Below are 14,429 nucleotides of genomic sequence, written 5' to 3'. Positions count from 1 at the left end.
TCGCAACCACTTGCGACCAATACCGAATCTGACTAGAAGATATCGCATATTTTTTTGAAAGAATTTCCGATGATTCTCCTGATAAGAATTCATTAGCTATGATAATTTTTAAATCTCGACTATATTTTGACATAAAAAGACCCCCAGTTAGTGGTTGTCCAACTATTGGGGGTCACTTCATAACGCGCCTTTTTTTAATATTGACCGTATAATTTACGGAAAATTATTTTTTACCGCCAACCATAGCGAAACGTTGTTTGAATTTATCTACGCGTCCGCCAGTTGCAACATCACGTTGTTTACCTGTATAGAACGGGTGACACTCACCACATACGTCAAGATGAATATCATGACCAATTGTTGAATGAGTATTAATAACATTACCGCAAGAACAAGTTGCTTTAATTGCTTTATATTCTGGGTGGATACCTTCTTTCATAATAAACCTCTAAAGTTTGTTCGTATCGCTATATAAACGGCCATAAAAGCAAAATCTATACACCATACGAGTGTTAAAAAACATGATAAGGTCGCGAATTATACGCCTTAAACGGTAAATAATCAAGCTATAAAAAAGACCTATTAAACAGGCAATTGCCCTATTACCACTTGCAATTCAACCTTTTCTCCATTTCGTAACACTACAATGGGGACGGTTATCCCTGGTTTCAACTCTGCAATCTGATCCATTGTTTCAACAATTGATTTAACCGGTTTACCATCAACCATAATTAAAATATCATTAGGTTGCACGCCCGCTTGTAACGAAGGTCCTTCAGCGTTGGTCACTAAAATCCCTAACACAACAGGTAAATCACTTGGATTTTGTGTTGGCGCAAACTCTAACCCATCAATACCAATATAACCACGAATAACCTTACCGTCCTGTATCAATTTATTCATAATTTTAACGGCCAAAGATGTCGGAATTGCAAATCCAATGCCTTCTGGAATTTCATTTCCCATATTTTTTGCAAAAGTGAGGGTATTAATACCCATTAATTCACCTTTTGTATTAACCAAAGCTCCACCTGAATTACCATGATTAATTGAAGCATCTGTTTGAATAAAATTCTGTCTTCTATATGGGCTTAGTCCATCTCGACCCGTTGCGCTAATGATTCCTTGAGTGATAGTTTGCCCAATATTATAAGGATTACCAATTGCTAAAACGACATCGCCAATATTCGGTTCGCGCTGAGGATTAATGTGAATTGTTGGGATATTCTTCGCATCAATTTTTAAAACAGCAATATCAACTAATTTATCAGAACCAACAGACAAAGCTTCAAAAATTCTTCCATCTTGCAAAGCAACAATGATTTGTTCCGCACCATCTACTACATGATAATTAGTAATAATGTAACCATGTTTGCTCATTATAACCCCTGAGCCTAATGGCGTTATTGCACTATCTTGTGAGCGATTTGGTACAGAACTAATTGAACGACTGTATATATTGACTACGGCGGGAGCTGCAGTTTTAACCGCAAATGAATAACTCATAGGGTCATTATTAAAAATGGAGTTTGCAAAATTTGATTGAGTCCCATTACGTAATGATGGAAAAATAATCAATAATACGATAGCTAAAACAGTACCAATCAATATTGGCCATAAAATTTTTTTAAGCATTAGTATGAGTACTATGGTAGCAGTAGAATGGATATGATTTTAACATATCTAATTAGAGGTTAACATTTATGTTTTTCGCCGATAAATATTATCGGCGAAATCAAATTAAGCAATCAATTAACGTAAAATAAGATAAAGTTGACTATCACCACGTACAATATTTAACGCAATCGCTGATGGTTTACTATCGATAATTTTACGCAAATCAGCAATATTGTTTATTCTTTGTTTATTTACACCCGTGATTAAATCACCTTTTTGTAAACTTAATCGAGATGCTGGTGAATTTTTAGTAATGCCTTCAATTAAAACGCCCTTTTGACCTTTGATATTGCCATTACTTAATGTTGCGCCTTCAAGAGCTGGATGTAATGATTTTGCTTCTGTAGCAGATTCATCACTATTTTTTAATTTGACATTAACAGTTATTGTTTTACCATCACGAATTATGCCTAGTTGCACAGTCCTACCCGCACCTGTAGTTGCAATTTTAGCTCGCAGTTCGGCAAAACTATCAACAGGCTTACCATCCATTGAAACAATCACATCGCCAGATCTTATCCCTGCTGCTTTAGCGGCAGAATCGTCAAGCACTTCGCTTACAAACGCGCCTTTTTGCACATCTAAATCAAATGCTTTGGCAATATCGGAGGTTAACTCATTACCTCTAATACCCAATACACCACGTCTAACTTCTCCATATTCAATCAATTGAGAAGTTAAATTTTTCACCATCGTACTCGGTATAGCAAAACCGATACCAACGTTACCACCACTAGGTGCAATAATGGCAGTATTAATTCCTACTAATTCACCATTTAAATTAACTAACGCCCCCCCTGAATTACCACGATTGATTGAGGCATCTGTTTGAATAAAATTCTCAAAGCCATTCATATTAAGTCCACTACGAGCGAGTGCAGAAATAATACCAGATGTAACAGTTTGACCAATTCCAAATGGATTACCAATTGCGACAACAAAATCACCAACACGTAATTTATCTGAATCAGCTAAAGTAATGGCCGTTAAATTTTTAGCCTCTTCAACTTTAAGCAATGCAATATCACTTTGAGGATCTCTACCTATTAATTTAGCAGTATATTCATGTCCATCGTTTAATGATACCGTTATTTTATCAGCATTATCAATAACATGATTATTGGTAACAATATAACCCTTTTCACTATCAATAATGACGCCTGAACCTTGACCAGAAAAAGCTCTAGATTGACTATCGGGATACCCAAAAAATCGTCTAAACTCTTCGGGGATATTGGTTTGCATTTGAGCTGTTCCTTCAACCTTGATACTTACAACCGAAGGCAATACTGCCTCTAACATTGGCGCTAAGCTTGGTTGCTGAGAATTTTCACTTGTTGGAAACGAAGGGAAAACAGCAAAGGCATTCGGTAAGGTAACTAAAGAAAGACTTAAGCCTAAAGCAATTAAGCTAAGTATTTTTTTAGGTTTTAGTAAAGAATTATTAATCATAAAACACTCTCTTCCTTATAAATTTAATATTTACCATAACATTTCACCAGATAATTCTAGCGAAAAAACTAAGATTAATTATGATTTATTTTCATCAGTTTTGAATAAACCAGAAGAGTCATCAGAATAGTCTTTTGGTTGTTTTTTTAGAGTGAATTGTTTTTTTATAGTAGTATCATTATTCGCATCTAAAGCCATAACTGGCATATCATTTTCTGAAGTAAATTTTCCTGAACTTTCAGCCATATGTTGATAAAGACGACGAAAATCATTAGCCATGTTATCTAATATTTCAGCGCTATGTGAAAAATATTTAACAATTGTCTGTTTTTGAACGTTTAACTGCTCTTCAGTTTCCTCAAGTTGACGTTTTACTTGTGCAAATTGACGCCCTTTTGAACTAAAAATATTCGTTAAAATAATACCTAAAACAAAACCAATTACTAAGCCAATAACCAGATAAATCATCATCTGTTTATCCATATTTCACTCCTTGTATCTTTTCGTTATAAAACTTTATACTCTATTGCTCAATTATTTTACTTATTTTGCATGGTTAGCAAGTTTAATCAATTGCTTTTTTAGTTTATCGGGTGCACTTTCTGCCAAAGCAGACAAATAAATGGCACTTTGGGGACTTAAAGCTCTCGTAATTGTAACACTTTTTGATGAATCATTAATCATTTTTACATGTTGACTGGAAATATCTGGATTAATTTTATATTGAATTGAAGATAAGGATGGTAATATTTGCTTTCGTATTTCAGATAATAAATTACTTTGTTCGTATCTTAATCTGGTTAACCAACTAGCTGAACTTACTTCAAGGATAAGAACGCCTTGACGATAATTAGCAATTCTATATTGCTGCCTTAACAAAGATGGCAATAACTCATTAATCACATCAGCCAATTTATTCAATGCAAATGTTTTTTCTTTTATCTCGGATAAACAAGTTTGTTGAGACAAAATTGAAGTTAACATCTGTGGCTCATTATAACGCATATTTGATACTTACCTTTATTTCCGAATAAAATAATAGTCAACGAATTACACATCATGCAAAATAAGTAGCATTAATTTACCTTATTTAAATAAAAAAGTCTTACTTAAAAAAGACATTTACAGTTTATTATTTTTTTATTGAAAAACAATAGTATCTCACTACGATATTTTGTCTAAATATCAAATGATATAATATTCAATAAATTAATTGTTCATTTGAATATAAAAGTATTTTTATATGGATTATTTACTCGTATAAAGTATTTATCATGCCACTTAATAAAACCATGAGTTTATTTCAAGATTGTTGCCACTTTGTTCTTACTGATGTTTATTTTTACTTATAAATAAAAGTCGTTGTATTTACTGAATAAAGCTAATTGAGAATTAGCACAATACTATTTATTTTTTATTAACATAAAAGCATAAACAAATATAAGTTTTACCGCCCTACACTTTGAACTCAGTATTGTCATTCCATATCAATGTTGCAATTTTAACAATTTCTCAGTGACACTTTGTTTATAAAAATTGAAAGTTTTAGGATGAGCCAATCTAAACTAGAATGTTGATCATCCCAAAAACGTTATGCATTTTGGATCGTCGCTCCAAAAAGCGTTAATAATAAAATTTGATATTTTATAAATATTTATAATGAGGTTGTACCAACTGTTTTCTATTTTACTTCAGTATCAAAAAAATTATTTAATCTGATTTTTATCACATCAAAAGTAATCTAAAAATGATCAATTGGTTCGTTTACTATCTATACTGCTTAAATATTCATTTATTTGCAAAAAGTGATCATTTAAATAGTTTGTTATGATCGTTATACACCTTTAAATCACTAAATCACAGATTGTCTGTTTTGCCCCTTTTTGCATTAAAGAAAGATAATGATTGGTGACGTGTTCTTTGAACTGCAAATTATTCGATAAATCATCACCAAACACTGCATTCAAACTCAATAAAGCGGTTACTCTTTCTTGACCATCTTGACTTGAGTCAACAAGTGTTTTTAATTCACTAAACATTGGATCGCGTATATCAATATCATTTTGATTGTCATCCATGCCACCTACATAACGCATCCAACCGGCTACGCCTAATGCAAGTAATGAAAAATCAGAATTGTTTTGAATATGCCAACGCACAGAATCAAGCATACGTTGTGGTAATTTTTGAGTACCATCCATGGCAATCTGCCAAGTTCTATGTTTCAGTGAAGGGTTACTAAATCTTTCAATAAGTTGCTCAGCATATTGTGATAGATTTATCTGTGAAGGAACAAGCAGTGTAGGTGCTTGTTGTTGCATCATCAGTGCTAGTGTTGCTTTTTTATAATTGTGGTCATTCATACAATCATTAATATGTTCATACCCTGCTAAGTAACCTAGATAAGCTAAAAAAGAATGACTGCCATTTAACATACGTAGTTTCATCTCTTCATAGGGAACCACATCATCGACAAACTCAGCCCCAACTTCATCCCAATTAGGGCGACCAGAAACAAAATTATCTTCAATAACCCATTGAATAAAAGGTTCACAGGCAATACCACATGGATCAGCCATGCCTGCTAACGTATTTTTAATCTCTGCTAAAGTTTCAGATGTTGCAGCAGGCACAATACGATCGACCATTGTACATGGAAACGTTGTATTGACCTCAATCCATTGTGCTAATTTCGCATCTCGCGCTTTTGCTAAACCTAATATCGCTTTTTTCAAAACAACTCCATTTTCGGGGATATTATCGCAGGATAATGCAGTAAATGGTTTTATTCCTCTTTGCATTCTTCTATAAAGCGCTTCAACAATAACACCTGGGGCAGACATAGGTTTAGATGGATTGGCTAAATCCTCTTTAATCAGAGGATTATCTAAATCTAAGTCACCACCACCTGGTCGCATACAGTAACCTTTTTCGGTTACGGTTAAAGACACAATTTCTACCACACTATCGGCCATTTTTTCTAAAATTGCATCAATGCCATCGGTAGGTGCCAAAAGCGACTCTTTTACGCTACCAATAATAAATGCTTGTTTTGTTGTAGCTCCTTTTTCTAATACGGTATACAAATGATCTTGCTGACGAATATCATGAATTAACTCTTCACCACCAACAATATTAACCTCACAAATTCCCCAGTCACTTGTTCCTTTATTCAGTAAGCGATCCATAAACAATGCTTGATGTGCACGATGAAACGCACCAAATCCTAAATGAACTATGCGTGAAATCATTTTTTTTCTGTCATAGGAAGGTTTATGTTCAATTGATTGTGGGATATTTGATAAATTTAACATTCTACTCACCATAATTAACAAATTAAATACTATATTGGTTAGACATATTTTCACTTATAGATAATCTTTTCATCTTCAATTTTTATTTTTTGTGATCATAATCACATTTTTTGGTTTATTTAATATGCACTATTTTTGAAAATATTTAATAATACTAAAATATATTGGCATACCAATTATCGAAATAAACGTAGTTAAATCATAATTGACTTATAGTACTAATAACAATTAGCTTATAATTGACGCAATATAACCAAAATTAGAATGGGGATTAAAAATAATGCCAACGATTAATCGGCTCTATCAAGAAATTGGTAATGAGCTGAAATCATTATTAAAAAATGGTACTTATAAAATTGGTGATCGATTACCACCCGAGCGCGATATCGCTGACGCATTTAATGTAAGTAGAACGGTTGTGCGCGAAGCACTCATTATGCTAGAACTTGAAAATTTAGTTACAGTAAAAAAAGGCTCTGGTGTATATGTAATTGGTTTACCAAATGAAACTTTGTCAGAACAAGATAAAAAAATAGAAGAAAATGATTTTGGACCATTTGAATTATTACAAGCAAGGCAACTAATTGAAAGTAATATTGCCGCTTTTGCAGCTTCACAAATTTTGAAATCCGATATCATAGAGCTTAGAGCTATTTTAAAACAAGAACGTCAAATGTTAGAACAAGGCATTCTAGATGACTACAGTGCTGATGAGATGTTTCATATTGCAATTGCCAAAGCAACGAAAAACTCAATACTTGAAAGTTTATTAAATGATTTATGGCAAAAACGTTCTACCAGCAAAATGTGGGATCAATTACACAGTCGCATTACCGATCATAGTTATCGAAAAAAGTGGCTTTATGATCATGAAAAAATTCTGCAAGCATTGCAGGTAAAAGATGCAATAGGTGCACGCCATGCTATGTGGCAACATTTAGAAAATGTTAAACAAACATTAATGACCGTTTCTGATAGTGAAGATCCAAATTTTGATGGTTATTTATTTGATTCTATTCCAGTTAATATTGTTAACCAATAGACAATAAAAAATCAGCATTGTTTATAGATCTTTTCGTTTAGAAAATTAAGTAAATAAAAATCATTGAGGAGATTTATATGGAACAAACGATGCGTTGGTTTGGACCAAATGACCCAGTATCACTAGATGATATCAAACAGGCTGGAGCAACTGGAATTGTTACAGCTTTGCACCATATTCCAAATGGCGAAATATGGACAGTTGAAGAAATACAAAAACGAAAAGCAATTATTGAAGAAAAAGGATTAACATGGTCTGTTGTTGAAAGTATTCCTGTTCATGAAGAGATCAAAACGCATTCAGGAAAGGTTAAACAGCATATCGCAAATTACCAGCAATCAATTCGTAATCTAGCAGCTTGTGGCATTGATACTGTTTGTTACAATTTTATGCCTGTGTTAGATTGGACTCGCACCGATCTTGCTTATGAGCTACCAGATGGTTCAAAAGCTTTACGTTTCGATCAAACTGCATTTGCCGCATTTGACCTTTATATTTTAGAAAGAATTAATGCCAAAAAAGATTACTCAAAAGAAGATATCGATTTAGCAAAAGCTTATTTTGAGAAAATGACTCAAGCAGATAAAGACAAACTAATTGCTAATATCATTGCAGGTTTACCTGGGGCAGAAGAAGGCTATTCTTTGGAACAATTTAGAGCACATTTGGCGACGTATGATGGCATCGATAAGGCCAAATTACGCGAAAATTACGCTTACTTTTTAAAAGCTATTGTGCCCGTTGCTGAAGAAGTAGGTGTGGTATTAACGGTGCATCCAGATGATCCTCCTCGACCAATTTTAGGTTTACCGCGTATTGTGTCAACGATCGAAGATATGCAATGGATCAAAGATACGGTAGATAGTATTCACAATGGATTTTGCTTTTGCACCGGTTCTTACGGTGTGCGAGATGATAATGATTTAGCTATAATGGCTGAAAAATTTGCTGACCGCGTTCATTTTATTCACTTACGTGCAACGGTTCGCGAACAAAACCCACTTTCTTTCCACGAAGGTGACCATTTAGGTGGTGATGTGGATATGTATGCAGTAATCAAAGCACTCGTTACTGAAGAACAGCGCCGTAAAAAAGCAGGAATTAAACGTTCTATTCCAGTGCGTCCAGATCATGGACATCAAATGTTAGATGATCTTAAAAAGAAAACCAATCCAGGTTATTCGTGTATTGGTCGTTTACGCGGTTTAGCAGAAATTCGTGGTATTGAATATGCCATTAAACGTGCATTTTTTGAATAATATCTATTTCTCTGTATTAAAAATACACTCATTTTAAATGGGTGTTTTTTTATATAATAATGAATAAAGTCTAGATATGTATTGCATCTAGATAAATATAATTAAGAATCCTCTATACTGCATACAAATGCTGTATTAATCCACGTAATGATCCTGCGACATTTAACACGTCGCAATAATAATTTACAGCAGTAATTTAATTTTTCAAATTTAATCAGTTAGTCAATAAACAATTTTAATCAGTCAAATAATCAAATCAATCTTATGATATTTTAAATTTGCCTATTTTTATAATATGGTTAAAAAACTAATATAACCAATTTAATAGAAATACTATTTAAAAAAGTTAAATTGAATGTATAAAAGCAAAATAATTATTAAAAACGCTAAGTAATATTTAAAATAATCTTATTATTAAAGATGATTAGAGAAAATCATGAACCTAACTTTTAAATTATAAAATGCTATCAAAATTTTACTGTTTTGACTTTTCCTCCCATTCCGCGTTATATTAATAACGATATTATCTACATCTATATCGTTAAGCAGTCTTTTCAAAAGCAGTTTAAACATAAGAGGTGTAATATGGGTATCTTAAATAGTATTTTTTCTAAAATATTTCCAAGTGCACAAGCAGCAGTAGGTAATGTTACTGATGCTGTAAAGAATCAAGTCAATAATATTACTGGTAATAACAAAGATACAGCATCAACTAGTCAAGATCAAAATCAACAGAACCAGCAGAATCAACAAAACCAAACCAATCAACAAAGTACAGGAAATCAAACATCTGTATCAAATGTTGATGTTATGGCAATTCTTGAAGACTTAGCTAAAAAATTCCCTGAAAAACTAAACTGGAAGACATCAATTGTTGATCTTTTAAAACTTTTAGGCTTAGATAACAGTTTAGATGCGCGTAAAAAATTAGCTAAAGAGCTTGATTATACAGGGAGTACCGATGATACAGCAGCCATGAATACATGGTTAATTAAAGCGGTAATGAAAAAAATTGCAGAAAAAGGCGGGAATGTAGCTCACCTTTTCTCTTAAAACTGAAGACAAAAGTACACTAAATCCACCTGCTATTATAGGTGGATTTTTTATTAAAAATGCTATGTTATCGGTCAGATAATCATCAAGTCTATTCACTAGGCTTTAAAAGCATGCAATCGATTCATCGCAGCTTCAATACCATCAGATAATAAAATTTCAGTACAGCGTACTGACTCATCAATCGCTTTATCAATCAACTCTTGTTCAGATTTAGGTGGCTTGTTTAAAACATAGCTGACCACTTTATTTTTATCCCCTGGATGACCGATACCGATTCTTAAGCGATAAAAATTCAAATTATTACCTAATTTACTGGCAATACCTTTCAAACCATTATGCCCGCCATGGCTACCACCAAATTTGAATTTGGCAATACCCGGATTAATATCAAGTTCATCATGTGCAACAAGAATTTCTTCTGGTTTAATCTGATAAAATGTAGCCATAGCTTGCACCGCTTTACCGCTTAAATTCATAAAGGTTGTTGGCACTAATAAACGTACATCATGACCAGAAAGAGTTATCCTTGAACTGTAACCAAAAAATTTGGGTTCATTTTTTAATGATTGATGATATCGTTCTGCCAATTGATCAACAAACCACGCACCCGCGTTATGGCGAGTTGCAGCATATTCATTGCCTGGATTAGCAAGTCCTACAATAAGTTTAATAGTTGTCATGATAATTCGATAATATGTGTTGCTATAAGTAAAAAAGCCCCAAAAAGGGGCTAGTAACCATAATGCTAAAATCAATTAGTAATGAAACATTGCTGAAATTGATTCTTCATTGCTGATGCGACGAATTGCCTCAGCAAGCATACCTGATAAAGTTAATTGGCGCACATTTTTCAATGCTTTAACTTCAGCAGTTAATGGAATTGTGTCACAAACAACAATTTCATCAATAGCACTGTTTTTAATGTTACTGACGGCTTTGCCTGAAAAAATTGGATGCGTTGCATAAGCATACACTCTTTTAGCTCCGCGCGCTTTCAAAGCATCGGCCGCTTTACAAAGTGTACCTGCGGTATCAATCATATCATCAACTAAGATACAATCTCTATCAGCAACATCACCAATAATATTCATCACTTCTGCTTCATTAGCACGCTGACGACGTTTGTCAATGATGGCCATGTCTGTATCATTTAAAAGTTTTGCAATCGCACGCGCACGAACAACACCGCCAATATCAGGTGATACCACAATTGGGCGTTCAAAATCACGTTGCAACATGTCTTCTAAAATAACTGGACTACCAAATACGTTATCAACAGGCACATCAAAGAAGCCTTGAATCTGTTCAGCATGAAGATCGACTGTCAATACTCTATCAACACCAACGGTTGATAAAAAGTCAGCAACCACTTTAGCGGTAATAGGCACACGAGCTGAACGAACTCGACGATCTTGCCTCGCATAACCAAAATATGGAATAACAGCAGTAATACGACCCGCAGATGCACGACGCATTGCATCAATCATTACTAGTAATTCCATTAAATTGTCATTGGTTGGCGCGCAAGTTGATTGAATAATAAAAACGTCTTCACCACGGACATTTTCATTAATTTGGACATTTACTTCACCATCACTAAAACGGCCTACGACAATGTCACCAAGAGAAGTATAAAGACGATTAGCTATACGTTTTGCTAGTTCGGGTGTGGCATTACCAGCAAAAAGCTTCATATCAGGCACGAGAAATCCTCAAGCATGTTATTATGATTACTTTATTCGTAATCGGTTAAATCGGAGCCATAATTATATAATTATTTATCTATTATGCTCAACCATAATATAAAAATTTAACAAAAATATTTGATATATATATCAAAATTGCGAATTAAAAAAATTTGCCTTTAAGATACTTTGGCTGAGAACCTAAAATCGAGTAAACTAACACACAAATCCATTAATAAATTTTACCAAATTCCACAATCTAAGTAGATAACGTGATGAACGAAAAATTAAATAGCAATAACCCAGAAATCAAATCCAAAAGAACTATCCGAAGTTTTGTATTACGACAAGGTCGTTTAACTAAAGGTCAAGAACAAGCATTAAACAATTTATGGCCACTATTTGGCATTGAATATCATTCAAACTCACCTATATGCTTTGATGAAAATAAACCTGTCGTTTTAGAAATAGGATTCGGCATGGGGGCATCATTAGTTGAAATGGCTCGAAATGCGCCGGATAAAAACTTTCTGGGGATTGAAGTTCATAAGCCAGGTGTTGGCGCTTGTTTAATGGCTATTGAAGAAAACCAATTATCTAATTTAAAAGTCATGTGTCATGATGCGGTTGAGGTTTTAGAAAACATGATCCCTAATCATTCATTAGATAAAGTGCAAATCTTTTTTCCCGATCCATGGCATAAAGCAAGACACAACAAACGTCGCATTATTCAGCCACAATTTGTACAATTAATTCGGCAAAAATTAAAAGTAGGCGGTATTTTACATTTAGCGACCGACTGGCAAAATTATGCTGAACATATGTTAGAGGTTTTAACCGAAGCTGAAGGTTTTGAAAATTTATCAGCAACAGGCGACTACATTCCGAGACCCGAAGATCGCCCTATTACCAAATTTGAAAAACGTGGCCAAAATTTAGGTCATGGTGTTTGGGATTTACAATTCAGAAAAAAATAGCGTAATAAGGAGCCATTATGCAAAATAAAACAATTAATTTAATTTGTCATCGTCGTTCAATTCGGTCTTACCAATCAACGGCGTTAACCAACGATCAGATAGAATCACTTGTTCAAGCTGCACAATCGGCTCCAAGCTCCAATTTTTTACAATGCGCTACAATAATTAGAATCACTGATAGCGAGAATCGCTCAAAACTAGCACATTATTCAGGGGATCAAAGCTATATAAATCAAGCTCCTGAATTTTGGGTGTTCTGTGCCGATTTTAATCGGCATTTTCAAATTGATCCAACTATTCCTCTTGAAAAAGCAGAACAACTTTTAGTGGGTTGCATTGATACGGCTTTTATGGCACAAAATACCGTTATTGCAGCAGAATCATTAGGTTTAGGTACGGTTTATATTGGTGGATTACGCAACAATATTGAGAAAGTAACACAATTACTTGCTTTACCTAAATATGTTCTTCCGCTTTTTGGGCTTTGTATTGGTTATCCAGACCAAAATCCAGATATAAAACCAAGATTACCGAAAGAATTAGTTTTCTTTGAAAATCACTATCAACCAATCAATCATCAATTATTAGCACAATATGATACTCAGATGCGTCAATACTATGGTCATCGACTGACTAATCAAAAAACGAATGGTTGGAGTGATAAAATTGCAGAAACAATTATCAAAGGGCAACGAGATTTCATTTTAAATTATTTGCATAAACAAGGATGGATAACTAAATGAACAACAATCAATACCAATTAGACAAAGTCGTTATATTAAGTCGTCACGGTATCCGCACTCCGTTACAAAACACACTAGCATTTTTAGAAAAGTCCAGTCCATTAAAATGGCCTAGCTGGGATCATGCTTATGGTTATTTAACGACACGGGGTGGTGTATTAGAAGCTTTCTTTGGACACTATCTATCACAATGGCTTGAACAAAAAAATATTAATATTGAACCAGAAAATCCAGATATCTATGTTTATGCTAACAGCCTTCAAAGAACGGTAGCAACAGCCCAATTTTTGGTTAATGGCGCTTTTGCGGGTTATGATATTCCTATCCATCACAAATATACCATTGAAAAAATGGATCCGATTTTTGATCCAAGTGTGCAAGATGATTCTCCAGAAATAAAACAAGCTGTATTAAACGATATTGAAGAGGCTGATAAAGCTGGGGCAATTTTTAAAAATTTAGCGCCTGCTTATCAAATGGTTTCAGATATATTGGAGTATCCGCATTCACAACTATATGCTCAATATCAATGTGATTTTGCTGATATCCCTTATGAACTCTATTTTAAGAAAAATGAAGAACCTGAATTACATGGCCCATTAGCTATCGGAATTTGTGCTGTTGATGCTTTCTTATTACAATATTATTCTGCATTTCCAAAAGATCAGATTGCGTGGGGCAAAATCACCAGCCAAGAACAATGGCAACAAATAATACAAATTCGTAACCACTATATTGATTTAGTATTTCATACCAAAACCATTGCTCAACATATTAGTAAACTATTAATCAATAAAATCGATGATTTACTGCATAATAAACAGCATAAGGTAAATTTACTTGTTGGTCACGATAGTACCATTGCAGCATTACTTGGTGCTTTAGATTTTGCACCATACCAACTACCAAACCAATGTGAAAATACCCCAATCGGAGGAATGGTTATCTTCCAACGTTATCGCCATATATCATCTGGCAAATACTTTTTTAAAGCCGAATACGTATATCAAAGTTTTGAACAACTTTATACCGGACAGGCAATCGATATCAATAATCCACCACAACATTATCAATTACAGTTGGAAAATGCTTCTGTCAATAGTGATGGTTATTATGATTGGGCAGATTTTGCAAATCGTTTGGACAATAATGAGTAGTCTATTAGTTTTTCTATAAGAAATAGTTTCCACCGACACTCATCGGTGGAAAACTTGCTCTTTTTTC

General features: G+C 33.8%; 14 protein-coding genes. 6 read left to right on the top strand and 8 right to left on the bottom strand.

The features are described from left to right. Nucleotides 1–223 precede the first annotated feature (223 nt). From rpmE to H3S88_RS07925, 6 genes are all read right to left on the bottom strand, one after another. Entirely contained in the window at nucleotides 224–439 is a 216-nt protein-coding gene (rpmE, locus tag H3S88_RS07950) for a 50S ribosomal protein L31 (protein ID WP_034883381.1), read from the bottom strand. Nucleotides 440–582: 143 nt separating this feature from the next. After that, nucleotides 583–1,635: an outer membrane-stress sensor serine endopeptidase DegS gene (degS, locus tag H3S88_RS07945; protein WP_065738565.1), complete on the bottom strand. Its 1,053-nt coding sequence runs from the start codon at nucleotides 1,633–1,635 to the stop codon at nucleotides 583–585. Nucleotides 1,636–1,752: 117 nt separating this feature from the next. Next, a complete protein-coding gene (locus H3S88_RS07940) occupies nucleotides 1,753–3,129 on the bottom strand; it encodes a Do family serine endopeptidase (protein WP_198226822.1) in 1,377 nt (458 codons plus the stop codon). A gap of 78 nt (nucleotides 3,130–3,207) precedes the next feature. Beyond that, nucleotides 3,208–3,612: a YhcB family protein gene (locus H3S88_RS07935; protein WP_198226820.1), complete on the bottom strand. Its 405-nt coding sequence runs from the start codon at nucleotides 3,610–3,612 to the stop codon at nucleotides 3,208–3,210. A 60-nt stretch (nucleotides 3,613–3,672) separates the two neighbouring features. After that, nucleotides 3,673–4,134, bottom strand: coding sequence for a DUF721 domain-containing protein (locus tag H3S88_RS07930; RefSeq protein WP_198226818.1), 462 nt, complete (start codon nucleotides 4,132–4,134; stop codon nucleotides 3,673–3,675). Between the two features lie 839 nt (nucleotides 4,135–4,973). Further along, complete coding sequence (locus H3S88_RS07925; protein ID WP_198226816.1) at nucleotides 4,974–6,443, bottom strand: mannitol dehydrogenase family protein; 1,470 nt, start codon at nucleotides 6,441–6,443, stop codon at nucleotides 4,974–4,976. A gap of 280 nt (nucleotides 6,444–6,723) precedes the next feature. Here H3S88_RS07925 and H3S88_RS07920 point away from each other — a divergent pair, with 280 nt between their 5' ends. From H3S88_RS07920 to H3S88_RS07910, 3 genes are all read left to right on the top strand, one after another. Further along, nucleotides 6,724–7,485 (top strand): GntR family transcriptional regulator, encoded by a 762-nt coding sequence (locus H3S88_RS07920; RefSeq protein ID WP_198226814.1) that lies wholly within the window; start codon nucleotides 6,724–6,726, stop codon nucleotides 7,483–7,485. A gap of 77 nt (nucleotides 7,486–7,562) precedes the next feature. After that, nucleotides 7,563–8,744 carry a mannonate dehydratase gene (uxuA, locus tag H3S88_RS07915; protein ID WP_198226812.1) on the top strand — a complete coding sequence of 394 codons (1,182 nt, stop codon included), beginning with the start codon at nucleotides 7,563–7,565 and terminating at the stop codon, nucleotides 8,742–8,744. Between the two features lie 585 nt (nucleotides 8,745–9,329). Then, entirely contained in the window at nucleotides 9,330–9,797 is a 468-nt protein-coding gene (locus H3S88_RS07910; RefSeq protein WP_198226811.1) for a DUF3597 domain-containing protein, read from the top strand. Nucleotides 9,798–9,895: 98 nt separating this feature from the next. Here the strand turns inward: H3S88_RS07910 and pth are convergent, their stop codons facing one another. Together pth and H3S88_RS07900 are read right to left on the bottom strand one after the other, a co-directional pair. Further along, nucleotides 9,896–10,480 carry an aminoacyl-tRNA hydrolase gene (gene pth, locus H3S88_RS07905; RefSeq protein ID WP_198226809.1) on the bottom strand — a complete coding sequence of 195 codons (585 nt, stop codon included), beginning with the start codon at nucleotides 10,478–10,480 and terminating at the stop codon, nucleotides 9,896–9,898. A gap of 75 nt (nucleotides 10,481–10,555) precedes the next feature. After that, a complete protein-coding gene (locus tag H3S88_RS07900) occupies nucleotides 10,556–11,503 on the bottom strand; it encodes a ribose-phosphate pyrophosphokinase (RefSeq protein WP_065738556.1) in 948 nt (315 codons plus the stop codon). A 257-nt stretch (nucleotides 11,504–11,760) separates the two neighbouring features. Here H3S88_RS07900 and trmB point away from each other — a divergent pair, with 257 nt between their 5' ends. The 3 genes from trmB to H3S88_RS07885 are packed head-to-tail and all read left to right on the top strand — an operon-like array spanning nucleotide 11,761 to nucleotide 14,362. Continuing rightward, nucleotides 11,761–12,462, top strand: coding sequence for a tRNA (guanosine(46)-N7)-methyltransferase TrmB (trmB, locus tag H3S88_RS07895; protein ID WP_086327097.1), 702 nt, complete (start codon nucleotides 11,761–11,763; stop codon nucleotides 12,460–12,462). Between the two features lie 17 nt (nucleotides 12,463–12,479). Further along, entirely contained in the window at nucleotides 12,480–13,205 is a 726-nt protein-coding gene (gene nfsA / locus H3S88_RS07890) for an oxygen-insensitive NADPH nitroreductase (protein ID WP_198226807.1), read from the top strand. Continuing rightward, on the top strand, nucleotides 13,202–14,362 hold the full coding sequence (locus H3S88_RS07885) for a histidine-type phosphatase (protein ID WP_198226805.1): 1,161 nt from the start codon (nucleotides 13,202–13,204) through the stop codon (nucleotides 14,360–14,362). The genes nfsA and H3S88_RS07885 overlap by 4 nt, the downstream gene beginning before the upstream one ends. Nucleotides 14,363–14,429 lie beyond the last annotated feature (67 nt).

This window comes from Gilliamella sp. B14448G11 (assembly GCF_016101765.1).
GTDB lineage: Bacteria > Pseudomonadota > Gammaproteobacteria > Enterobacterales > Orbaceae > Gilliamella > Gilliamella apicola_N.
The sequence above is the reverse complement of the archived record's forward strand: the minus strand, read 5'-3'. Positions and strand labels throughout refer to the sequence as shown.

Coding starts and splice junctions, on each gene's coding strand:
- rpmE (WP_034883381.1), bottom strand. CDS start 439: ATGAAAGAAGGTATCCACCCAGAATATAAAGCAATTAAAGCAACTTGT.
- degS (WP_065738565.1), bottom strand. CDS start 1,635: ATGCTTAAAAAAATTTTATGGCCAATATTGATTGGTACTGTTTTAGCT.
- H3S88_RS07940 (WP_198226822.1), bottom strand. CDS start 3,129: ATGATTAATAATTCTTTACTAAAACCTAAAAAAATACTTAGCTTAATT.
- H3S88_RS07935 (WP_198226820.1), bottom strand. CDS start 3,612: ATGGATAAACAGATGATGATTTATCTGGTTATTGGCTTAGTAATTGGT.
- H3S88_RS07930 (WP_198226818.1), bottom strand. CDS start 4,134: ATGCGTTATAATGAGCCACAGATGTTAACTTCAATTTTGTCTCAACAA.
- H3S88_RS07925 (WP_198226816.1), bottom strand. CDS start 6,443: ATGTTAAATTTATCAAATATCCCACAATCAATTGAACATAAACCTTCC.
- H3S88_RS07920 (WP_198226814.1), top strand. CDS start 6,724: ATGCCAACGATTAATCGGCTCTATCAAGAAATTGGTAATGAGCTGAAA.
- uxuA (WP_198226812.1), top strand. CDS start 7,563: ATGGAACAAACGATGCGTTGGTTTGGACCAAATGACCCAGTATCACTA.
- H3S88_RS07910 (WP_198226811.1), top strand. CDS start 9,330: ATGGGTATCTTAAATAGTATTTTTTCTAAAATATTTCCAAGTGCACAA.
- pth (WP_198226809.1), bottom strand. CDS start 10,480: ATGACAACTATTAAACTTATTGTAGGACTTGCTAATCCAGGCAATGAA.
- trmB (WP_086327097.1), top strand. CDS start 11,761: ATGAACGAAAAATTAAATAGCAATAACCCAGAAATCAAATCCAAAAGA.
- nfsA (WP_198226807.1), top strand. CDS start 12,480: ATGCAAAATAAAACAATTAATTTAATTTGTCATCGTCGTTCAATTCGG.
- H3S88_RS07885 (WP_198226805.1), top strand. CDS start 13,202: ATGAACAACAATCAATACCAATTAGACAAAGTCGTTATATTAAGTCGT.